19 protein-coding genes are annotated in these 22,324 nt (G+C 68.1%); 17 read left to right on the forward strand and 2 right to left on the reverse strand.

Features of this window, described 5'->3' with window-relative positions:
- A partial coding sequence (locus RJ03_RS30170) for a type I polyketide synthase (protein WP_036509075.1) occupies positions 1-1,790 on the reverse strand: 1,790 nt, incomplete at its 3' end.
- A 545-nt stretch (positions 1,791-2,335) separates the two neighbouring features.
- On the opposite strand from RJ03_RS30170, the gene RJ03_RS30175 reads away from it, so the two are divergent.
- From RJ03_RS30175 to RJ03_RS30200, 7 genes are all read left to right on the forward strand, one after another.
- A complete protein-coding gene (locus tag RJ03_RS30175; protein WP_036509040.1) occupies positions 2,336-4,567 on the forward strand; it encodes an MMPL family transporter in 2,232 nt (743 codons plus the stop codon).
- 94 nt (positions 4,568-4,661) lie between these two features.
- Entirely contained in the window at positions 4,662-5,372 is a 711-nt protein-coding gene (locus tag RJ03_RS30180) for an HAD family hydrolase (RefSeq protein ID WP_051025434.1), read from the forward strand.
- Positions 5,373-5,555: 183 nt separating this feature from the next.
- Complete coding sequence (locus RJ03_RS30185) at positions 5,556-6,503, forward strand: helix-turn-helix domain-containing protein (protein ID WP_036509044.1); 948 nt, start codon at positions 5,556-5,558, stop codon at positions 6,501-6,503.
- Positions 6,504-6,613: 110 nt separating this feature from the next.
- On the forward strand, positions 6,614-7,312 hold the full coding sequence (locus RJ03_RS30190) for a PAS and ANTAR domain-containing protein (protein ID WP_373281736.1): 699 nt from the start codon (positions 6,614-6,616) through the stop codon (positions 7,310-7,312).
- A gap of 66 nt (positions 7,313-7,378) precedes the next feature.
- Positions 7,379-7,543, forward strand: a complete 165-nt coding sequence (locus tag RJ03_RS37520; RefSeq protein WP_157163535.1) for a hypothetical protein — start codon at positions 7,379-7,381, stop codon at positions 7,541-7,543.
- 125 nt (positions 7,544-7,668) lie between these two features.
- Complete coding sequence (locus RJ03_RS30195; protein WP_157163536.1) at positions 7,669-8,265, forward strand: ATP-binding cassette domain-containing protein; 597 nt, start codon at positions 7,669-7,671, stop codon at positions 8,263-8,265.
- A 3-nt stretch (positions 8,266-8,268) separates the two neighbouring features.
- Positions 8,269-9,993 (forward strand): YhgE/Pip family protein, encoded by a 1,725-nt coding sequence (locus RJ03_RS30200; protein WP_051025436.1) that lies wholly within the window; start codon positions 8,269-8,271, stop codon positions 9,991-9,993.
- A 107-nt stretch (positions 9,994-10,100) separates the two neighbouring features.
- Here RJ03_RS30200 and RJ03_RS35655 read toward each other — a convergent pair whose 3' ends face one another.
- On the reverse strand, positions 10,101-12,410 hold the full coding sequence (locus RJ03_RS35655; protein ID WP_063820472.1) for an MFS transporter: 2,310 nt from the start codon (positions 12,408-12,410) through the stop codon (positions 10,101-10,103).
- A gap of 206 nt (positions 12,411-12,616) precedes the next feature.
- Between RJ03_RS35655 and RJ03_RS30210 the strand changes: the two genes are divergently transcribed.
- The 10 genes from RJ03_RS30210 (at position 12,617) to RJ03_RS30255 (ending at position 22,307) form a co-directional block, all read left to right on the forward strand.
- Complete coding sequence (locus RJ03_RS30210; RefSeq protein ID WP_036509085.1) at positions 12,617-13,516, forward strand: hypothetical protein; 900 nt, start codon at positions 12,617-12,619, stop codon at positions 13,514-13,516.
- A 148-nt stretch (positions 13,517-13,664) separates the two neighbouring features.
- Complete coding sequence (locus RJ03_RS30215) at positions 13,665-14,522, forward strand: MlaE family ABC transporter permease (RefSeq protein ID WP_036509045.1); 858 nt, start codon at positions 13,665-13,667, stop codon at positions 14,520-14,522.
- A complete protein-coding gene (locus RJ03_RS30220; protein ID WP_036509047.1) occupies positions 14,522-15,385 on the forward strand; it encodes an ABC transporter permease in 864 nt (287 codons plus the stop codon). Before RJ03_RS30215 ends, RJ03_RS30220 begins: the two co-directional genes overlap by 1 nt.
- A 4-nt stretch (positions 15,386-15,389) precedes the next feature.
- Positions 15,390-16,448, forward strand: a complete 1,059-nt coding sequence (locus RJ03_RS30225) for an MlaD family protein (RefSeq protein ID WP_051025438.1) — start codon at positions 15,390-15,392, stop codon at positions 16,446-16,448.
- Positions 16,449-17,453, forward strand: a complete 1,005-nt coding sequence (locus RJ03_RS30230) for an MlaD family protein (RefSeq protein ID WP_036509048.1) — start codon at positions 16,449-16,451, stop codon at positions 17,451-17,453.
- Entirely contained in the window at positions 17,441-18,484 is a 1,044-nt protein-coding gene (locus RJ03_RS30235; protein ID WP_083871438.1) for an MlaD family protein, read from the forward strand. The genes RJ03_RS30230 and RJ03_RS30235 overlap by 13 nt, the downstream gene beginning before the upstream one ends.
- On the forward strand, positions 18,478-19,587 hold the full coding sequence (locus RJ03_RS30240) for an MlaD family protein (protein WP_051025439.1): 1,110 nt from the start codon (positions 18,478-18,480) through the stop codon (positions 19,585-19,587). Before RJ03_RS30235 ends, RJ03_RS30240 begins: the two co-directional genes overlap by 7 nt.
- Positions 19,584-20,681 carry an MlaD family protein gene (locus tag RJ03_RS30245; protein ID WP_036509051.1) on the forward strand — a complete coding sequence of 366 codons (1,098 nt, stop codon included), beginning with the start codon at positions 19,584-19,586 and terminating at the stop codon, positions 20,679-20,681. Before RJ03_RS30240 ends, RJ03_RS30245 begins: the two co-directional genes overlap by 4 nt.
- Positions 20,678-21,634, forward strand: a complete 957-nt coding sequence (locus RJ03_RS30250) for an MlaD family protein (protein ID WP_036509053.1) — start codon at positions 20,678-20,680, stop codon at positions 21,632-21,634. Before RJ03_RS30245 ends, RJ03_RS30250 begins: the two co-directional genes overlap by 4 nt.
- 40 nt (positions 21,635-21,674) lie before the next feature.
- On the forward strand, positions 21,675-22,307 hold the full coding sequence (locus RJ03_RS30255; RefSeq protein ID WP_036509055.1) for a hypothetical protein: 633 nt from the start codon (positions 21,675-21,677) through the stop codon (positions 22,305-22,307).
- Positions 22,308-22,324 lie beyond the last annotated feature (17 nt).

Here is a 22,324-nt window from a genome sequence, read left to right on the forward strand (position 1 = left end):
AGGAAGTTGGCCGGTTGCGCGACTTCGGTACGGGTGACCCGGGATTCGTCCTCCGGCTTGCGCAGTTCCTCGACGATCGACCAGCCCGCCAGGGCCTGGAACTCGGCATCGATCTGGGCCGCGGTGTCGGCGAACACCCCACCGGCCGCGAGCAGTTCCCGCCCCATCCGCCAGTGCTGGGGGCCCATTCCGGAGAACACGAACACCGGTTCGGGCGCACGCGAGACGATGGTGCGGGAGGCATCGCGCCCCTCGCCCGCCGCGTAGCCGCGCAGCTCCCGCACCAACTCCTCGGTGGAGTCACCGATCAGCACGCCGGTGCGGAACGCGTGGTGCGCCATCCGCGTCCAGGCCGCCTCGGCGAGATGATCGGGGTCGGCGCCCTCGGTGATCAGATCGGCGAATCGCCCGGCCAGCGCGCGGGCCGCGGCGGTGCTGCGCGCCGAGATGGGCAGGATGCCGAGATGCCGGTGCGGTCCGGCGGACGCCGGTGCGGGACCGACGTACTCCTGCAGAATCGCGTGCGCGTTGGTTCCGCCGTAGCCGAAACCGTTGACCGCCACCGACATCGGGCCGGCGTCGGCGGGCAGCGGTTGCGCCTCGGTCTGCACGTGCAGGCCCAGTTCCTCGAAGGGGATGTCGGGATTCTGCTTGTCCAGCCAGCCCTGCGGGGGCAGGGTGCGGTGTTTGATGGCGAGCGCGGCCTTGATCACACTGGCGACTCCGGCGGCGGCCTCGGTGTGGCCGATCGTCGCCTTCACCGACCCGACGCCGACCGATTCGGTGCGCCCGGTGGGGGCACCGAAAACCTTCCCGAGCGCGCGCAATTCGACCGGGTCGCCGACGAGGGTTCCGGTTCCGTGTGCCTCCAGGTAGGTGATCGACTGCGGCGGCAGGCCCGAACGTTCGCAGACGGTGCGGGCCAGCGCCTCCTGGGAATCGACATTCGGCACTGTGATGGCGGTGGTGCGCCCGTCCTGATTCGAGCCGGTGGCCTTGACCACCGCGTAGATGCGGTCGCCGTCACGCACGGCGTCGTCGAGCTTCTTCAGCACCACCATGCCGGCGCCCTCGCCGCGGCCGTATCCGTCGGCGGAGGCGTCGAAGGATTTGCAGCGGCCGTCGGCGGCGAGGAAACCGCCCTTGCACATCAGCACGAAGGTTTCCGGCTGCAGCATCACGTTCACGCCGCCGGCCAGGGCCACCCGGCAGTCGTCGTTGTCCAGGGCCTGGCAGGCCAGATGGAACGCGACCAGCGACGACGAACACGCGGTGTCCACGGTGAGCGCGGGCCCGACCAGATTGAGCGCGTACGCGATTCGATTCGACAGCATCGTGTAGGACGCGCTCGCCGGGGTGTGCATATCGGTGTGGAACAGCGCCGGCCCGACCACGCCGATCACGGACTGGTCGACGACGAATCCGCCGACGTACACACCGACCGAGGAACCGGCCGCGCGCCCGGCCATCCCGGCGTCGTCGAGCGCCTCCCACGTCACCTCCAGCATGAGGCGTTGCTGCGGGTCGAGCACCGTCGCCTCGCGCGGGGAGATCCCGAAGAAGTCGGGGTCGAACTGCCACGGGTCGGCGGTCATGAAGGCGCCGCGTTTGGTGTAGCTGCGGCCCGGGGTGCGGGGCTCGGGGTCGTAGTACCTGCGGTAGTCCCATCGATCCGCCGGCATCTCGACCACGCCGTCGCGCTTGTCGACCACGAAGTCCCAGAATGTCTCGGGCGAGTCGATTCCGCCCGCGAATCGACAGCCGATACCCACAATTGCAATATCCGACACGAATATCCTCCGGTCTCGCGTTCAGAGGCCACCGGCTGCTCTCGGCGACTCACTCGTCTCTCTGCGGTCCTGGGCATGTGACCGATGGCGCCCACGCTATTGACCGTGATCGGAGATGGAAGAGATTCACCCCACTTTTGGACCCTCCAACCAACCGCGCGCGACGGTTTTGTGAACCCGCCCAGCCGCCGCGGCGATATGTTCCACGCCGACCGATCGGTCTCTGAAATCGTTAGGACGCAACGATATTCGATACAGTCCACGGTGCTGCCGCCTGGTGCGGCGCCTGGCTTTGCTCACCGCTCACAAGACTGTCGCGCCGCGATTATGATTTGTCGGAAAATTGCTGTGCGCCGACCGAATTCGCGCGTAAAGCATCCTATCTTTCCCCGAACGCTCATTTTCTCGAGGCAGCTGCCTGCCGTCCCTACGACAACGCGGCGGTTAATTTCCGGAAATTCCGCCGAAACCGCAGGCCCGGTCTCGCGACGAGCGTCGCGAAACGACAGCCGAACCGATCCGCGCAAACAGTTGGGAGCCGGCATTTGTCCGCCGAATCGAATCACTGGGCCGATCTCGTGCTGCGCCGGCGGTTCACGGTGATCGGTGTGCTGGTGGCCGGACTGCTCGCCCTCGGCTGGTACGGGCTCGGCCTCGGCGAACATCTGAGCTCCAGCGGCTGGGACGATCCGTCCTCGGAATCGGTGCGAGCCGCGCACGTGCACGAGGAGGTCTTCGGACGCGACCACAGTGCCGATGTGGTCGTGCTCTATCACGCCCCGCCCGGCACGACGATCGACGATCCGGCGTTCGCCGCGCCGATCGTGGCGAGCCTGGACAGTCTGCCGAAGCGGTTCCCGCAGCAGATCGATCGGGTGAACGCCGCATATTGGCCCACCGCAACGGGTGTGGCGCTTCCGGATATGTTCGGCTCCGCGAATCGTGAGCACGCCTTCGCCTCCATCGCCATCCACGGCGACAACCCCACCGAGCAGATGCGCAACTTCCGAGCCGTCGCGCACGCCTTCGACGTTCCCGGCGTGAATATGGAGGTGGCCGGCGGGCAGGCGGTGGCCGGCGCGCTGAACGACACCATGGCCCACGATCAGCAGCGCATGGAGCTGTTCGCGATTCCCGCGGTGGCGGTGCTGCTGTTCTTCCTCTTCGGCGGGGTGGTGGCCGCGGCGCTGCCGTTGATCGTCGGCGGGCTCACCGTGCTCGGCGCCTGGGGCCTCATCCGGCTGCTCACCACCGTCACCGAGGTCAATTCCTTCGTCTCGCCGGTGGTTTCGATGGTCGGGCTGGGGTTGGCGATCGATTACGGGCTGTTCGTGCTGAGCCGGTTCCGCGACGAACTCGCCGACGGTCGTGGCGTCGACGACGCGGTACGCCGTTCCGTGGCGACCGCGGGCCACACGGTGGTGTTCTCGGCCACCATCGTGGCCGTGGCCGCCGCCGGAATCCTGGTGTTCCCGCAGGGTTTTCTGCGTTCGTTCGCCTACGGCGCCATCATCACCATCTCGCTGGCCGCGTTCACCTCGATCACACTGCTGCCCGCGATGCTGGCGGTGCTCGGCCACCGGGTGGACCGCTTCGGCGTGTCCTGGTTCCGCCGGACCACACCGCCGGGCCGGGTTCCCGACAATCTCTGGGGGCGGATCGCCGACCGCGTCATGAAAAGGCCGCTGTTCGTCGCGGTTTCGGTGGTCATCGGACTGCTGGTGCTGATCGCGCCGATCCGGGACCTGGCCTTCGGCGCCATCAACGAGCGCTTCCTGCCACCGGATCATCCGACGCGACTGGCGCAGCAGCACTTCGACGAGATCTTCCCGCTGCGCCGCATCAACCCGATCGATCTGGTGCTGATCACCTACGATCCCGCCGCCAGGGAGACCGTGCTGGCAGAGGCCGGCCACGCCCCGGGACTCGCGGCGCCCTTCCCCGCCTGGCTGCAACGGCCCGCGCAGTCGAGCGTGTTCACCACACAAACCGTGCTCGCATCCACGGCCGACAAGGATGCGGCGATCGACTACCTGCGCTCGATGCCGCTGCCGAAGGGCGCCACCCTGCTCGTCGGCGGTCAGCCCGCCATCGAGAAGGACAGTATCGACGCACTCGTGGACCGGATACCGCTGGTGGTCGCCCTCGTTTTCCTCGCCACCACCGCCCTGATGGCATGGAGTTTCCGCTCACTGGTGCTGCCGTTGAAGGCGGGCGCGTTGAATCTGCTCGGGCTCGGGTCCACGGTCGGCATCCTCACCTGGATCTTCATCGACGGGCACGGCGCCGGGCCGCTCGGCTTCACCCCGCAGCCGATCATGTCGCTGGTGCTGGTGGTGATCGTGTCGGTGATCTACGGGCTGTCCACCGACTACGAGATATTCCTGCTTTCGCGCATGGTCGAGGCGCGGGCCGCGGGCGCGTCCACCCGCGAGGCGATTCGCGCCGGGGTCGCCCACACCGGGCGCATCATCACCGCCGCGGCGCTGATCCTGCTGGTCGTCACCGGCGCCTTCGCGCTGTCGGATCTGGTGATGATGCAGTACATCGCGTTCGGCATGGTCGCCGCCCTGCTCATCGACGCGACGATTCTGCGGGTGCTGCTGGTTCCGGCGACGATGCGCCTGCTCGGCGATGCCTGCTGGTGGGCACCGCGCTGGTTGCGTCGCGACCCGGCGGGCGCGACCGAGAGCAACGAAACCCGCACCGCGGCAGATCTTTTCGATGATCCGGACCGCGCGCCTTCCGAGCCCGCGCCGGTGATGAGCAACCGGTGAGGGCGAAAGTAGTCCCGTGACCGTCCGACGGCTGCGGCGGGGATGTCCGCCGCCGCCGCGGCATCACGCTGGGTACAGTGGCATCTGCTCTCGAATGGCTCGTCACGCAGGCTGGTACAGGAGAGAAGGAGATGCCGTGCCCGAACCCGCAGCCGTCCTCTTCGACATCGACGGCACGCTCGTCGACTCCAACTATCTGCATGCCGTGACCTGGCATCGAGCCTTCCGCGACGTCGACGCCGATGTGCCGACCTGGCGGATCCACCGCAGTATCGGCATGGACGGCGACGAACTGCTGCGCACCCTCGCCCCCGATCTCGACAGCGAGACCGCCGATACCGCCGGCGATCTGCACAGCCGCTACTACCTCGAGCGCGCCGGCGAACTGACCCTGCTGCCCGGCGCCCGCGAGATCCTGCGCCATCTGCACGAGGCGGGCCTGCGCGTCGTCCTCGCCACATCCGCACCGCCGGACGAATTGGCCCGGCTGCGCGACCTGCTCGACAGCGAGTCGGTGTTGTACGCGGTGACCGGTGCCGAAGACGTGGAGACGGCCAAACCCGATCCGACCATCGTCCAGGTGGCCCTGGACCGGGCCGGTGTCACGGCGCAGCGAGCGGTGTTCGTCGGCGATACGGTCTGGGACATGCGCGCCTGCACCACGCTCGGCGTGGCGGCGATCGGTGTGCTGAGCGGCGGTATCTCCCGCGGCGAATTGGAGGCCGACGGCGCGGCATTCGTCTGCGACGACGTCGCGCACCTGCGCCGTGACCTGCATCGCAGCCCGCTGGCGTCCCTCCTCTGATCGTTTCCGGCGCGCGTTCGTTACTGCCTCGAGAATCACGTCACCATCGGGTGACACAACGCACGCCGGGGAAACACTGTGGACAAGTAGGCTTCCATGTCCGTACGACGCACCCGTCGCAGGCGAACGTGACCGGGGCGGTGGCATGGCAGTGGCAGTGGTACAGCGGAGGATCACCGACCGATGACAGTAGAGTTCGACAGCGACAGCTTGGCTGCCACCGAGCAGTTCCTGAATCGGAACTACACGACCATGGAGATCGGCAACGCCACGGAAGTGCCGGTCCGCAGCCGGATCGCGCGCGACATGCTGGGCCCGGTCAGTCTCGACCGGCTCGAACTCGGATTCGATATGAGCTACGACGCCGATCCGCTCAACAAGATCTGCCTGATCGGAGTGGAGGCCGGATGGGTCGAGGAAGAGTACGTCGACGCGGGCAACGACACGTTCGGGCCGGGCGAGATCGGAATTCTGACCCCGCCGGATCTGCCGTACTCCGGTGTCGTCCACCAGGCCGACTTCACCATCACGATGTTCGATCCATCCCTACTCGGCAGAGTCGCCTCGGCGAATCGGCCCGATAGCGGAGAGGTGGCCCTCTCGGGCCATCGCACCGTGACCCCGGAGGCGGGCGATCGACTCACCGCGGTCATCTCACATGTGCAGCAGCTCGCGGCCTCCTACGACGGTGACGTGCCGCCGCTGGTGGCGGCCACTGCGTCGCAATATCTGGCGGCGACCGTGCTGCACGCATTTCCGAATACGGCCGGCCTCGAGCCGACCCCGGTCGATCGCCGGGACGCGCATCCGCTGACCGTGCGCCGCGCGGTGGCCTATATGGAATCCCACATCCACGAGGACATCGCGGTGACCGACATCGCCGCGGCGGCGTATGTCACCGTGCGGGCGCTGCAGATCGCATTCCGCCGGCACCTGGATACGACCCCGACCGCGTACCTGAAGCGCATGCGGCTGCGCGGCGCCCACGAAGATCTGATCGCGGGCAGTGCCGACGACGGCGACAGCGTCGCCACGATCGCCGCCGCGTGGGGTTTCGGCCACCCCGGTCGCTTCGCCGCGCTCTACCGCCGCCACTACGGGCGCTCGCCCGCCATGGCGCTCGCCGGCTGACCGCTGGACCGGCTTTTTCCCGCGACAGGGCAGCCTCAGGACGGAAAACGAACGGTTCAGTCCACTGTGCGTTCGAACAACGGCAGGACGCCGGGCGGCCGAACATAATGATGCTCGTGCATAGAACCGAACCGCTTCGCAACCACGCGACACCCGAGACCATCTCGGACACCGTCCGCGATATCCCCCGCGTGGGGTCGTTCCGGTTCTGGTTCGCCACCCGTCGCTGGGAATGGTCGGAGGAGGTGTACCGCATGCACGGCTACACCCCCGGCGGCGTCGTCCCGACCACGGAACTGCTCCTCGCGCACAAACATCCGGACGACCGCGAGGAAGTCGCCAAAACCATCGCCCGCGCGATCGAACTGGGCGAATCGTTCTCCAGCCGGCACCGGTTCGTCGATACCGCGGGCAACGTGCACAACGTGATGGTCGTCGCCGATCGCATCTACGACGACGCCGGGCAGGTCGCCGCCACCGCGGGCTTCTACATCGACCTCACCGACACCCTCGCCGAGAACGAACGCGAAATTCTCTCGGCCGCCCTACCCGACGTGATCGAGAATCGCGCGGTGATCGAACAGGCCAAGGGTGTCCTGATGCGCATGTACCGCATCAACGCCGAACAGGCCTTCAAGGTGCTGGCGTGGCGGTCCCAGGAAACCAACACCAAACTGCGCGACCTGGCCGCGCAGATCATCGAGGAACTTCCCCTGGTCGCGCCGCCTCCGCCGGAACACATCACCGCTTTCGACCATCTGTTACTCACCGTGCACACCCGCATCCCGCGAGCGAAGACGCCGGACTAGCGGCGCGTTTGCCGACCGGCGGCCCGGGTATTACGCAGCAACCGCCAGCAGACCCGGAGGTGCTCGATGTCCGAACGGTTCGACGACCAGAGCCGGCCCGCGAATCCCGAGCGCGAGGACGTCTCGCTGAGCGACTCGCCGGTGACCAACCGCAAGAGCCCGATCCTGCTGGTGGTCACCATGGTCATCGTGCTGATCGTCATCGTGGTGCTGTTCGTGGTGCTGGGCTGAACGGCGGGATGTCGCTGCGGACGGGGACCGGGGCGCACGCCCCGATGGCTTTCCACGGTGTAGAGATCATCGCGCGCGGCATCACGGCTCGCGGAGGACGGGGATGCGCGTTCGCGGGAGTGTCGGTGGATGTCGCGGCCGGTCAGCTGGGTGTGGTGGCCGGGCCCTCGGGATCCGGGCGCACCTCGCTGCTGCTGGCGCTGGCCGGACGGATGCGGTTGGTGGCGGGCAGTGTCGCGGTGGGCGGTTATCGCCTGCCCGGCGACGGCGCGCGGGTGCGGGAACTCGTCGCGGTGGCGCGGGCGGAGCCGGCGGTCGGCCTCGATGACGAACTGCGCGTGGGCGATATCGTCACCGAGCGGACGATGATCGGCGGCCCGCGCATCGGAAGGGCCGCCATCCGCGACGCGCTGACCATGCTCGATGTCGACGCGCCCACGACGGCGGCGGTGGCCGAACTGCCGCCGCGCGAGCGGACCTTGCTCGCGGTGGCATTGGCGGCCGCCGAACAGCCGGCCGCGATCGCCGTCGACGATGTCGAACGCGGCTGCGGCGAGACGGATGCCGAACGGCTGTGGGAGGCATTGCGCATGCTCACCGGACTGGGCTGCACCGTCATCGCGACGACGACGATTCCGCCGCCGTCTCTCGACGATTCCGTCGCGGTGGTCGACCTGCCGCACCCGACCGAGCGAGATCAGATCCCCCTTCCGGAGGAGTGAGCGATGACCGCGGTTCGCCTGGCCCTGTTGGAATTTCTCCGCTTCCGGGCACCGATGCGCCGACTGGTCCCGGTCGGGCTGGCGATGATTCCGCTGCTGTACGGGTCGCTGTATCTGTGGTCGAACTGGGATCCCTACGGGCGCACCGACCGCATTCCGGTCGCCGTGGTCGACCAGGACCGGCCCGCGGTCGCCAACGGCCAGATGATCGACGCCGGAAAGCAATTCACTCAGCAGCTGCAGGCGTCGGGAGCCTTCGCCTGGAATTTCGTCGACGCCGACGAGGCGCTGGACGGTCTGCGGCACGGCCGCTACTACTTCACGATCACCGTGCCGCCGGACTTCAGCCACAAACTGGCCACCGCGCAGAACCCGATCCCCGAACGCGCCACCATGGGTATCACGCTCAACGACGCGAACAACTACATCGTGGGCATCGTCGCGCAAACCGCGAAAACCGAACTGCAGAGCCAGATCGACACCGCCGCGCACGCCGCCTACGCCACCGCCATCTACGGCGATCTGTCCCAGGTGAAACAGCAATTGCAGATCGCCTCCGTCGGCGCGCACAAACTGCTCGACGGGACAGTGCTCGCGCAACAGGGCAGCGCCGCGCTCACCCAGGGCATCACCGCCGCCCAGGCCGGCGCCGGATCGATCACCGAGGGCGTCGGGCAACTCGCCGACGCCGGTACCCGCGCCGACCAGGCGATCACCGCGATCACGAATGCGGGTGTCGCCGCATTGCCCGCCGCGACGGGCACGGTCGCCAACGCCAGCTCGGCCGCCGCGCAGAGTCTGAGTCTGGTCCGCGACGCCACCGGCATCGTCAGCCGCACCGCCACCCAGGGCTCGACCGCACTGGACCAATTCGCCGCCGCCCACCCGGAATTCGCGCTCGATCCCCTGCTGGGCACCGCTCGCCGCAACGCGCAGACCCTCGCCCAGACCGCCACCGCCGCGAACACCACCGCCGACCAGGCTCAGACCTCCGCGCAGCAAGCCGCCCAGCAGGCGAGCGAATTACAGAGCAGCGCAGGGACGGTCGGCCAGGCCGTCGCCGGGGCCGCCGCACCTCTGCAGGCACTCACGGCGGCCTCGCGCACCATCGGCGGCGGGGCGGCGCAGATCGACGGCGGGCTCGGCGCGCTCGAGGCGGGCAGCAGGACGCTGCAGACGGGTGCGGATCAGCTCAATTCCGGCGCCGCCGACATCACCCGGGTGGTCGACGGCGCCGTCACCAAGATTCCCGACACCAGCCCCGAGCAGACCGCCAAGGCCGCCGACGTCCTCGGTTCACCCGTCGGCATCACCATGGACAACCTGCATCCCGCCGGTGTGTACGGGCGCGGTTTCGCACCGTTCTTCTTCGCGATCGCGCTGTGGGTGGTCGGCCTGCTCGCCTACCTGTTCATCCGCCCGCTCAACCTGCGCGCACTGGCCGGGCGCGTCGGCGCGCTCACGGTCGCCGCGGCCGGATGGCTGCCGGTCGCCGTCATCGCCGCGGCCGGTGGGCTGCTGCTCTACCTCGTCGTACAACTGGGGCTCGGACTCGATCCGCTGCATCCGGTCTGGGTGGGCGGACTGCTGATCCTGGCTGCGGCGGCATTCGTGGCGATCGATCACTTCCTGCGCGTCGCGCTGGGCGCGATCGGTGAGGCATTGTCGTTGGCGGTCTGCGCGTCGGCATCTCCGGCGGGCTCACCGGCAATCTCGTCCGCGACCTGATCGTGCTGGCCGGATTCCTCGTCCTCTTCCTGGGTGCGACCACACTCGTCGTCCGCAGACAACGAGTGTGGTCGGTGAACCGGCTGCACCCGCAGATCGAGGCCTGATCAGCGGCAGCCCACGGCTGCCGACTCGTCGTAGCCGAGTTCCACATCGTGGGTGATCCGGCCCGCGCCGACCGTGACGGTGCTGCTCACCGAGGGATATCCACGCGCTACCACCGTGTAGTGACCGGCCGGCAGGTCCGAGACCACATAGCGGCCGTTGCCGTCGGTGCGGGCGGTGGAGATCCGGTCGCCGCTCGCGTCCAGGACGGTCACCTCCGCGTTGGCGACCGCCTTGCCGTGCGCCTCCACGGCTCCGGCCAGGGTTGCCATCGGTTCCAGGTCGACGTCGTGGTGCAGCAGTCCGCTGTCGGGGATGGTGAGGGTGACAGCGGTGGGACGCATCCGGTCGGCGACCACGACGAGGGTGTGGGTGCCCGACGCGACACCACCGCAGCGGAAGCCGCCGTCGCCGCCGGTGACCGCCGCCCCGATCACCTCCCCGCGCGGATCGGTCAGGGTAACCGTCGCCCCCGCAACGGGTTTCCCGTCGCCGGCGCGGCGGACGGTGCCGGTGAGCTCGCCGGAACTCGGCAGCGTCAGATCCACCGTCTGGGCCACCGCGCCGACGACGACGGTGACGGCGACCGGGCGATGCGCGGCGGCGGAAGCGATCAGCACATAACTGCCGGGCGCCGGGGCGGGGAGGCGGTAGCTACCGTCGGATCCACCCGTGGCGCGCGAAACCTGGTGTCCGCGTTGGTCGATCAACGTCAACGCCACGTCCGGCACCGGCCCGCCGTTCTCCCGCCGGATGCTGCCGCCGAGCGCCCGGTCGTCGCCCGCGATATCCACCGCCTGCGGCGCCGACACACCGGCGATTCCGGCGACCACCGCATTACCGTCGTGCGCGGCAACGAGTTCCGGCTCCGAGAGCTCCGGCTGCTCCGCACGGCCCGATTCCCCCGCGGCGGCCTGCGGCGCGTGCGCGCGCACCGACGGAATGATCAGGGCCGCCAGCGCGGCGAGCACGGACACACCGGCCAGGAACCAGAAGACCCGGGAATACCCGGAATCCGCGGGCAGACCGTGCGCGGTGGCGGCGCCCGAGGTCAGCAGCACCGCCGAGATCGCACTGCCGATCGCACCACCGACGGTGCGGACGTTGGCGTTCATCCCGGTGGCCGCCCCGGTCTGGGCGGGCGGCACCGCCGCGACGATGATGGCCGGCATCGACGAGAAGGCCAGTCCGATACCGATACCCAGCAGCGCACCGGCCAGGTAGATCTCCCAGCCGTGGTCGTGTCCGACCGCGAGCATCACGAACGCCGGAACGGTGATGACGCTGCCGATCAGCACGATCGCCTTGGGCCCGATGCGCGCCGCCAGCGGCCCGATCGACAGGCCGATCACGAACATCGCCACCGACAGCGGCAACATGTACAGCCCGGATTGGGTGATGCTGGCGCTCAGCCCGTATCCCGCCACCGATTCGGGTGTCTGCAGCAGTTGCGGCAGGAAGGTCATCATCGCGTACATTCCGGCGCCGGTCAGCACGGCCACCAGATTCGTCGTCCACACCGCCGGAATCCGCATCGTGCGCATATCGATCAGCGGGGTGGTCGATTTCAGCTCGACCACGATCCAGGCGGCCGCCGCCACCACGGCCAGCGCGAACAAGCCCAGGGTCAGCGCCGAGCCCCAGCCCCACGACGGGCCCTTGCTCACCGCCAGCAGCAGCGCCACCAGCCAGGCCGACAGCAGAATCGCCGCGCCCCAATTGATATTGCCCGGACTGCGCACCGGCGACTCCGGCACGAATACGATCGCGGCCACCGCGGCGATCGCGGTGATGATCATCGGCACCCAGAACAACCAGTGGTAGTTCAGATGCTCGACGATCGGGCCCGCGAGCACCAGGCCCAGACCGGATCCGACGGCGATGAGCGAGGAGGCTATACCCACCGCGCCGTGCAGCTTCTTCGCCGGGAATTCGTCGCGAATGATGCCGAACGCCAACGGAATCACGCCGCCGCCCAGGCCCTGGATCACCCGCGCCACGATCATCACGCCGACCGATTCGGTCAGCGCCGCGATCAGTGAGCCGATCGTCAGCGCGACCAGGGTGACGACGAGCATGCGTTCCTTGCCGACCTTGTCGCCGATCCGCCCGAGAATCGGCGTCGCCACCGAGGCCGAGAGCAGATATCCGGTCATCAGCCAGGTCGCGGTGCTCTGTGTGGTGTGCAGGGCCGGAATCAGCAAGGCCAGCACCGGAACGACCATCGACTGCAGCAATGCGTACGCCGAGATGCCGAGCAGCAGCACCGCGAAGACGACGTTGTAGTGCGGGCGGGATTTGACGCGCGCCACGGGTGGTTCCTCCCCACGAGACGGAAGCGGAGTGAATCTCCGGTTAGAACCCTAACAGGGATGTGAGGCAGCCTCCGACCGGGCGAACGTGATCTCGACCTCAGCAATCGGTAACCAGGAGGTTGCCCGAAACCGCGTCGGGCGATCCGCCGATCGATCACAATGAGAGCAAGGATGAGGGATTCGGCAGGAACTCGGGTATGCGCATGACCGCACAGCTGGCTGGAAACGGGAATCTGTCGGTTCTGCGCGCCGCATGTTTGAGTGCCGGCATGGAAGCGGGGGGCGCCCAGGAAATGCGGTTCGGCGCGGGCACCGATTACCGGTTGCCCAGCGGGGTCGTGGTGCGCATCAGCCACCCGGATCATCGCCCCGAGGCGCGCCGGGAGATCGAGGCCGCACACTGGCTCACCAGATCCGGCGTCGCCACCCTGCACACCCTGCCCAATGTGCGGCAACCGCTCGAGATTCAGGGCCGGACGGTGACCTTCTGGCAGGTTCCGCCGCTGTACCACCACGGCGCCGTGGACGATATGGCCGCGGCGCTGCTCCGATTGCACAGCTTGGCGCCGCCGACGACGTTCGCGCTCGGCCAGCTGCAGCCGTTTCGCGGAATCGCCGAAATGATCGGAACCACCGATCTGTTCACCGGCGAGGACCGCCGCTGGCTGCACGACCATCTCGCCGAATTGCGCGGGCGGTGGGCGGATCTGCCGAACGGGATGCAGTGGTGCGTCATCCACGGCGAGGCATGGGGCCGCGATTTCGCCGCCACCGTCGACGACGACGTGCTGATGCTGAATCTGGAGAACCTGTCGATCGGCCCGCCGGAATGGGATCTGGTGCCGACCGCGATCGCCTACGCCTCACTGGGCTGGATCACCAGCGCGCAATACGCCCGGTTCTGCGATACCTACCATCGGGACGTCATGCGGTGGCCGGGGTTTTTCCTGCTGCGCGACATCCTCGAGTTCCGGATGACGATGGATGCCGTCCGCGCCGCCGGCGCGGATCCGGTGCACCGCGACCAGGCGCGGTGGCGGCTGGCCTGCATCCGCGGCGACGAAGGCCCGCGACAGTGGCCGGGCTGGCTGCCCTTGCACTGAAACCGCCTGGACAGCACGCGATTTTCCCCTTCACCGACGGATCGCCGACTCGTGCCCACAGATCAGAGCACCCATCTGGATTGGTGTCTGGAATGTGGTCCAGGTCATATGGTACGTTCTGCCGCATGGTTCGGCGGACGGAGGTTCGATGTCGACCACTGATCTGGATGTACACCCCGGGGGACGGGAACCCCGGGCGACGCAAGTGCTGCGCCGCAACTTCTCCGACACGGTGCTGTCGAGTCTCGCCACGCTCGGCAGAGCGCTGCAGATGGGCTCCCACGCGATCGGGGTAGGCCTCGGCGATGCGGTGCGGATGCGCTTTCAGACGCGCGAAACCCTCACCCAGGCATGGTTTCTGATCAAGGTCACCGCGATTCCCAGTGTGCTGATGGCGATTCCGTTCGGCGTCATCGTCTCCACCCAGGTCGGCAATATCGTGTCGCAACTCGGCGCGGATTCGATGATCGGCGCGGCAGGCGGGCTGGGGGTGATCAAACAGGGCGCGCCGATGGCGGCCGCGATGATGCTCGGCGGCGCCGGTTCGGCGGCGATCGCCTCCGATCTGGGCGCGCGGACCGTGCGCGAGGAGGTCGACGCCATGCGGGTCATGGGCATCGACCCGGTGCAGCGCCTGGTCGTGCCGCGTATCGCGGCGATGATGCTGGTCGCTCCCCTGCTCAACATCCTGATCATCGCGGTCGGTATCGCCTCCGGATTCGCTGTCGCGGTCGCAGCGCTCGGGGTGACGCCGGGCAGTTACTGGCAGTCCTTCGGCGCCTTCACCACCACCCTCGACATCTGGGTGTCTCTGATCAAGGCACTGATCTTCGGCTTCCTGGTGGTGATCATCGCCTGCCAGCGCGGGCTCGAAGCCGGGGGCGGCCCGCGCGGTGTGGCCGACGGTGTGAACGCGGCCGTGGTCATGTCGATCGCCGCGGTCACCGTGCTCAACACCGCGATCACGCAGGTCGTCACCATGTTCTTCCCGGTGAGGATGGCCTGATGACCGCGACCCCGTACGCGCCCGCGGGCCTGCGATGGGCGCGTCGCCTCGGGCGCCGCGCCCATCCGCTGCGGCCCTTCGAATCGATCGGCTTCGTGCTCGGATTCGGCTGGCAAGTGGTGTCGTCGCTGCCGTACACGCTGCGGCACTACCGGCGCCAGACAATCGTGGTGATCACCGATATGACGTGGGGCCGCGGCTCGGTCATCATCGGCGGCGGAGTGGTCCCGCTGATGTTGCTGCTCGGGGCGGCGATGGGCGCCTCCATCGGCATCGAGGCGTTCAGCGCGCTCAACCTGCTTTCGCTGGGCCAGCTCAGCGGTCTGATCTCCGCATTCGGGGTGACCCGGGAACTGGCGCCGATCGCGGCGGGTGTCGGCTTCGCGGCGCAGGCCGGTTGCCGGATGACCGCGGAGATCGGCTCGATGCGCATCTCCGAGGAGATCGACGCGCTCGAATCGCTCGGCGTGCGGTCGGTGCCGTTCGTGGTGACCACCCGGGTCATCGCCGGAATCATCGCCGTCGCACCGGCTTTCGTGGTCGCCCTGATTCTGAGCTATCTGTCCTGCGCGCTGATCGTCACCACCATCCACGGCACACCGGCCGGCACCTACAACCATTATTTCGATCAGTTCGTCCTGGGCTGGGACGTCATCGCCGCGACGATCAAGGTGATGGTCTTCGCCGTCGCCGTCGTCCTGATCCATTGCTACCAAGGCTTTTTCGCGACCGGCGGCCCGGAGGGCGTCGGCATCGGCTCGGGACGCGCGATCCGGGCCAGCCTCGTTTCGATCATCGCGCTCGACATGCTCACCACCATCGTTCTCTGGGGATTCCAGTCCCCCATCACGTTCACCGGATGACCCCATGCCTCCTTATGCCCTGCCCGGCACCGAGGTCGGGCCCCGCCGCGCCCGGATCCTCGGCATCGGGGCGGTCGCCCTCGCCGCGGTGATAGTCGTCGGCTGGCGGCTGCTGCCAGACAGCCGACCGGCCGACGATATCCGCGTCGACCTCGTCACCGCACAGGTCGGCGAGGGTGTCGGCCCCGGAACCGATGTCCGGCTCGACGGTGTCCGGGTCGGATCGGTCACCGCCGTCGCCATGGCCGGAGCCGGCCGCCAGCGCGTCGAACTGGCTCTGCGCCGGTCGCAACTGTTCGGCCTGACCGACACACTGACCGTCGACTATGCGCCCGGCAATCTCTTCGGAATCACTGCGCTGCAACTGAATCCGATCAGCGGCGGCGCCCAGCTGCGGGACGGCTCGATCGTGGACCTGAGCGATCGCGACGCGGACCGGGTGCGCGATGCCACCCTCGCCGCGCTGCTGGAATCCACGGGCCGGCTCACCGACGACGTGCTGACCCCGCAACTCACCGAGGTGCTGCGCACGACCTCGCACGACATCGGCGCCTTCACCCCGCTGCTGCAGGCGATCGGCACGACCGCGCGCTCGTTCACCGAAACCCAGCAACTGCCGCCGTCACTGGTGTTCGGCCAGTTCGGCTCGGCGCTGCACGGCGTGCCGGCACTGCTCGCCGGCGCGGCCGAACTGTTGCACGCGGATCTGACGAACCAGCAGCTCGCGACGAAGGAGAACGTCGATCGCTTCTCGGAGATGTTCAACCGCGTTCAGAACGAGATGCTCCCGGTGGCAACGGAAACCCTCTACACCGCGCAGCGCAATGTCGGGGGCCTGCTGCCGATCGCCGTCACGATGCTCGACCAGGTCGCCGGTTCGGTTTCGGACCCACAGCGATCGGAGGGCGAATTGCGTGAGCTGCTCGACCGGCTCGGCGCCGGCTTCCACGACTCACCAGCGGGGCCGGTGCTGAACGCGCGCGTCGACCTCACCACCGTTCCGGGTTTGGCGGCGCCGCTGGCGGCGCTGCTGTCCCACCGGCCCGGCGCAGGAGGCCACTGAGTGTCGACACGTGCGTTGTGGATTCGCGTCGCCCTGTCCGTCCTGGCCATGGCCGTCGTGCTGGCCGGGGTGTTCCGGCTGATCGAGCGGCCGGTCGACGGTGACACCGACACCTATACCGCGATGTTCACCGATGCGAACGGACTACGGACCGGCGACGACGTCCGGCTCTACGGGGTGCAGGTCGGGAAGGTGCGCAGCGTCGAACTGGACGGGGCCCTGGCGCGCGTGCGCTTTACGGTGACACAGGGCCATCCGCTCTACACCGAAACCCTTGTGGCGGTGCGGTATCAGAACCTCACCGGCTTCCGGTACCTGGAGATCCGGCAGCCGGATCAACTGGGCCCCCGCCGCACCTCGGCGTCGGCCTTCGATACGGCGCATACGATTCCGGCCTTCGACATCACCACCTTGTTCAACGGCTTGCAGCCGGTGCTGGCGCAGCTGTCACCCGACGATCTGAATCGGTTCGCGAGCAGTATGCTGGCCGTCGTTCAGGGCGACGGCAACGGCATCGGGCCGGCGCTCGACGCCATCGACACGCTGAGCCGGTACGCGTCGGACCGCGCACAGGTGCTGTCGATTCTGGTGAACAATTTCGCCCAGGTTTCCGCGCATATGGCCGGAAAGTCCGGAAACGCCATGCAGTTGATGACGAATCTGACCGAACTGTTCGTCACCATCACCGACAAATTGCCCGGACTGGTGCAATTCGCGATGGAAATTCCGCCGATGCTGCGCCCGCTGCTGGACCTGCTGGATGTCCTGGGCGTCACCGGCGAGAAGAATCGCGACCTGGACGCGCTGCTGCATCGGGTCCTTCCGAACCCGAGCCAGGCCGCCGACGTGCTGGGACGGCTCCCCGGATTGATCCAGACCCTGGCGACGACCGTGCCCCCGACCGGGCCCGACGCGAATATGACCTGCTCGCACGGCATCGCGGCGGCGCCCGCACCGCTGGCCGTCCTGATCGCCGGACAGAGGATCACGCTATGTCACCGGTAATCACACCCTCGTCGATCGCCATCGCGGTGCGTACCGCCCGCCGCGCGATATTCACCGGCCGCGACGAGCGCGGCACCCAATTACGCTGGGGCATGGGCGGAATTGTCGCCGTCCTCGTGCTGGTGGCCGCCATCGGCGTCATCGACATCGTCGGAACCACCCCGGAGCGTACGTATTCCGCGGATATCGCGGAGGCCGGTTCGATACGCACGGGCGACGACGTCCGGATCGCGGGAATTCCGGTCGGCAAGGTGACAGCGCTGCGGCTCCTGCCCGACCGGGTGCGGATGACGTTCACCGTGAAGGACGGCGTCGCCATCGGCGATCAGACCACCCTGGCGGTGCGGATGCTGACCCTCGTCGGCGGCTACTATCTGGCCGTACAGCCGGCGGGATCGAACCCGTTGGGCCACATCGTCATTCCCGCTCAGCGCGTCATTCTGCCCTACAACCTCACCCAGGCGTTCCAGGACGCGGTCGAGCCCGTGCAGCGGACCGACGGCGACGCCCTCCGCCGGGACCTCGCCGCGCTGTCCGGTGCGATCGACAAGAGTCCGGACGCGCTCCGGCACGCCGGCCGCGCGGTCGCCGACATCGTCGCCGTGATGGATCGGCAGAACGCGGACGTTTCGCACACGCTGGCGCTGACCGACGAATATCTGACGGCGCTGAACAAGAATTCCGACACCCTCGTCACCCTGATGCGGACCTTCGGCATCCTCGAGAACGTCGTCGCCGACAACCGGGAACAGCTCAGCTGGGCGCTGCACGGCCTGGCCCAGCTGGTGCAGAAGCTGGTCCCGCTCGGCCGGATCTGGGACGACTCGCTGCGCGATCAGGCGCAGCCGCTCGTCGACGCGATTCCGAAGCTGCGGGAACTCGGCGATCGCATGGGCGCCCTGCTCGATTCCCTGCACACCTTCGAGCAGCGCCTGACGCCGCTGGTCCAGCCGGGCGGCGGAGTGAGCGTCGACCAGTCCGCCGCCACGGTCACCGGTATCTGCGTTCCGGTTCCCGGAGGGGGATGCTGATGCTGACGAAGATGCTCGGGTCGCGCGGCCTGATGTCGGCGGCGGTCGTGCTGGTCCTCGTGCTGGCCGCGGGTTTCGGTGTGAAGATGACCAGATCCGAACCGGCGACGCGCAGCTACTGCGCGGAAATGCCCGACAGCATCGGCCTCTACACCGACAGTGCCGTCACCGTCATGGGCGTTCAGGTCGGCAAGGTCACCGCCATCGAACCCGACAACGGTGCGGCCAAGGTGCGGTTCACGGTGCGCGCCGACCGCACACTCCCGCCGGACGTCGGCGCGGTGACGGTCAGCCACACCATCCTGGCCGATCGCAATCTGGCACTCATCGGCGCCGAACCCGCCGGAGCCGGTTGGGATCCGGGCCGATGCATCACCAAAACCCTCACGCCCAAGAGCATGTCGGAAACCTTCGACGCCCTGGCGAAACTCTCCGATCAGTTGAACTCGTCCGCGGATCCCGCACAGCGCACCGCCGTCGGTGACGGTCTCGACGCCCTCGACCGGGCGACATCCGGTACCGGACAGCAGCTCAACGCGCTCATCGAGCAACTGAGCCGGGCGCTCGCCTCCCCCGACGCGGCGATCGGACATCTCGGTCAGCTCATGGACGATCTGGCCGCACTGGCCCATCGCGCCCGCAACGGATGGCCGGAACTGGAGAACATCGTGCCGCGGCTGACCGAGACGTTCTCCGATATCAACACCCTCGCCTTCCCGCCCGTGGCCGATCTGGTGACCGCGCTCGCCGGGCTCCTACCGGAACTCAACGAGGTGGTCATGAAGCTCGGCTCCCCCGCACTGCGCGCGCTGAACAACGTCCCCGGCTTGTCTGGACTCATCGCCTCGGGAGTCGGCTCACTCGCCGAGATCATCCGCATGACGCCGGCCCTCGCCACCGGCTTCACCGATGCGGTCGATCCGGTCAGCGGCGAATTCACCATCGGGTACGCACCGCCGAAACTGGCGCTGCCCCAACAGCAGACCGACCAGATCTGCGCGGCGCTACGAGCGGTCGCGGGACAGCAGTGCGGGACCGCCGGCAACGGCGTGGTGACCGTGCCGGCCCTGCCGGTACTCCTGTCGGCGGTGAGCGCGAAATGACACGACGCACCGTGAACCTGCGCCGGATCTGCGCCTGCGCGCTGGTCGCCGCCACCCTCGCCGCGTCGGCCACGGCCTGCGGTTTCCAGCCGGCCGACATCCCGGTGCCGGGCACCGGCGTCGGCGGACCGACCTACCGTCTGCGCATCCAGTTCGCCGATGTCCTCAATCTCCCGCAGGGCGCCAAGGTCATCGCGAACGGGGTGCGGATCGGGCAGCTCACCCACATCACCGTCGTCGACCCGGCACCGGCCACCGGCACGGCTGCCGCGCGTAAGGGTTATGTGATCGCCGATGTCGCCATCCGCACCTCGGTCCGGCTACCGGTCGGCACCACCGCCCAGCTGCGCCAGGCCACACCGCTCGGCGACGTCCACATCGCGCTCACCGAACCGGCCCACCCCACCGCCGGCGAGATCGGCCCGGACGCGACGATCCCGATCTCCGACACGCGCCCGCAACTGCCCATCGAGGACATCCTCGCGCAGCTGGCCACCTTCGTCGGCAGCGGCGCGGTACACGACATCCAGAACATCGTGCACACCGTGAACGGGATCATGCCCGCGGATGCGGCGGTGACCGCGCGGATCTCCGACGTGCTCGGTGCGGACCTGAACGACCTTGCCGCACACACTGATTCGATTCACCAGCTGGTGAGCGGCATCCAGGCCACAGTCGACGAGGGGCTGCTGAATCACACCTCGACGTGGGATCCCCTGCTCACCCCGGACGGGGTGCAGCACACCACCGACGTGATCCGCGCCGAGATCGGCGTCGTCTTCGTCCTCACCGCCCTCGGCCCGTTCGCGCCGTCGACGACCTGGCTGGGGCCGGTGCTGGATTCGACCACGGCCGCGGCCCGTGCGGTGGTGCCGATGCTGTTCGGCAGTGCGCCGCTCGACACCGGCTCCCCGTCGAATATGGCGAGACTGACGAATCTGCTGCAGTCCCGGATCATTCCGTTCGCCGCGCGCGGCCCGAAGGTCGACCTGGTCGGCGTCACGATATCGCCGTCTCCGGCCCCCGGCATGCCCCCCGAGGAGCAGACCACCCGCATCGTCGACACGCTGCGGATGATCGGAGCGGTGCGATGAGAATTCGATCGATCGTCTCGCTCACGGCGATCGCCGCCGTCCTCGTCTTCGGCATCGTCTACATGACGGTGGGTGTGCTGCACCTCGATCCGCGCAAGTCCTACCTCACCGCCGATCTCCGGCTCACCGAATCCGGTGGGCTGGGGCCGAATTCGCCGGTGCTGTTCGACGGGGTCGCGGTCGGCAAGGCGGAGACGGTGCGCAAACAAGCCTCCGGCGTGCTCGTCCGGCTGCGGATCGACGAGGAGTACCACATCCCGGCCACCAGCGACATCCACATCGAACAGCTGTCGGCGCTCGGCGAACCGTACATCGAATTCGCCTCGACGAGCCCGGATGGGCCGTATCTGCGTGACGGGCAGACGATCTCGACCGAGCGGGTGCATCTGCCGATGACCATCACGGCGTTGTCGACCCGGGCGGTGGCACTGCTCGAGCAGATCCACCCGGAGACGGTGGCGCGGCTGGTCGACACCTTCGACACCGCGCTGACGGGTACCGATCAGGCGATGCGCACCCTGCAGCATTCATCCGATCTGCTGGCGGCCACCCTGCTGAGCCGCACCGACGCCATCCGGCAGCTGTTCGCCGATATGCAGGCCGTCGGCGGGAATATGGACTGGCTGGGCCCCTCGCTGGAGACCGCGGGACCGCAACTCGGCCGGTTCGGCACCATGCTGATCGAGATCGTCGAGGGCGGGTCCGTGCTGTCGAACAAACAACCCGTGGACAACTACTACACCGGCGACGGACTGGTCCCTTTCCTCGGGCAACTGACCGACCTGCTGAACAAGATCGGACCGGCGGTCGCACCACTGGGCCCCGCCCTGCAGCCGGTACTCACCGAGGCCGTCCACTCCTCGCCCCACATCGACGTCAGCGCGTTGATCAGCCAGGCACTGCAGGGCGTCGATCCCGACGGGACGCTGCATTTCCGGATCGCCGTCAAATAGCCGAATACCACCCAGCCCGACCGGCAGAAGGAACCAACCGATGAGCACAGCAGTAGACGAGAAGGACACCCCGGCCGCGGCGAAGGCGGACAAGGACGAAAACACCGGCGCCACACCGGCTTCCGCACCCACCGGTGAGCGACGAGCCGCGCTGACGATCGCCGTCCGGCTCTCCACCGTACTGACCACCGCGGTGATCGTCGCCCTGCTGGCGGTGAGCATCGCGTTCGGGTGCCTGTACTTCTCGGCACGCTCCACGCTGGCCGATCGCGATACCGCCGCCGCCGACGACCGGCACGCCGCGGATATCGCGTCGAAGTACGCCGTCGGCGCCTCGACCATCGACTACCACGATGTGAAGAGCTGGATCGAGCGGTTGAAGGCCGGCACCACCACCCAACTGGCGGCCAAATTCGACGCGACCGCACCGCAACTCGAGCAGATCCTGCTGCCATTGCAGTGGACCTCGAAGGCGACGCCGCTGTCCGCCGCGGTGACCTCCGAATCCGACGGCATCTACAAGGTGAACGCCTATCTGGACGTGACCTCGACCAGCGCGCAGACACCCGACGGCGGCCGCACCACCGTGACCTACTCGCTCACCATCGACCGCAACTCGGACTGGAAGATCACCGACGTCGGCGGGTTGCAGAACGCCCTGCCCACCAAGTGAGTCGGCGGCGGGCCGCC

The sequence above is a fragment of the Nocardia aobensis NBRC 100429 genome, from assembly GCF_000308375.1.
In the GTDB taxonomy this organism is placed as follows: domain Bacteria; phylum Actinomycetota; class Actinomycetes; order Mycobacteriales; family Mycobacteriaceae; genus Nocardia; species Nocardia aobensis.

Excerpts from the sequence above, each read along its gene's own strand:
- RJ03_RS30250 (WP_036509053.1), top strand. The coding sequence starts at position 20,678 with ATGAGAATTCGATCGATCGTCTCGCTCACGGCGATCGCCGCCGTCCTC.
- RJ03_RS30215 (WP_036509045.1), top strand. The coding sequence starts at position 13,665 with ATGTCGACCACTGATCTGGATGTACACCCCGGGGGACGGGAACCCCGG.
- RJ03_RS30220 (WP_036509047.1), top strand. The coding sequence starts at position 14,522 with ATGACCGCGACCCCGTACGCGCCCGCGGGCCTGCGATGGGCGCGTCGC.
- RJ03_RS30185 (WP_036509044.1), top strand. The coding sequence starts at position 5,556 with ATGACAGTAGAGTTCGACAGCGACAGCTTGGCTGCCACCGAGCAGTTC.
- RJ03_RS30200 (WP_051025436.1), top strand. The coding sequence starts at position 8,269 with ATGACCGCGGTTCGCCTGGCCCTGTTGGAATTTCTCCGCTTCCGGGCA.
- RJ03_RS30210 (WP_036509085.1), top strand. The coding sequence starts at position 12,617 with ATGACCGCACAGCTGGCTGGAAACGGGAATCTGTCGGTTCTGCGCGCC.
- RJ03_RS37520 (WP_157163535.1), top strand. The coding sequence starts at position 7,379 with ATGTCCGAACGGTTCGACGACCAGAGCCGGCCCGCGAATCCCGAGCGC.
- RJ03_RS30240 (WP_051025439.1), top strand. The coding sequence starts at position 18,478 with ATGCTGATGCTGACGAAGATGCTCGGGTCGCGCGGCCTGATGTCGGCG.
- RJ03_RS30225 (WP_051025438.1), top strand. The coding sequence starts at position 15,390 with ATGCCTCCTTATGCCCTGCCCGGCACCGAGGTCGGGCCCCGCCGCGCC.
- RJ03_RS30190 (WP_373281736.1), top strand. The coding sequence starts at position 6,614 with ATGCTCGTGCATAGAACCGAACCGCTTCGCAACCACGCGACACCCGAG.
- RJ03_RS30180 (WP_051025434.1), top strand. The coding sequence starts at position 4,662 with ATGGCTCGTCACGCAGGCTGGTACAGGAGAGAAGGAGATGCCGTGCCC.
- RJ03_RS30245 (WP_036509051.1), top strand. The coding sequence starts at position 19,584 with ATGACACGACGCACCGTGAACCTGCGCCGGATCTGCGCCTGCGCGCTG.
- RJ03_RS30235 (WP_083871438.1), top strand. The coding sequence starts at position 17,441 with ATGTCACCGGTAATCACACCCTCGTCGATCGCCATCGCGGTGCGTACC.
- RJ03_RS30255 (WP_036509055.1), top strand. The coding sequence starts at position 21,675 with ATGAGCACAGCAGTAGACGAGAAGGACACCCCGGCCGCGGCGAAGGCG.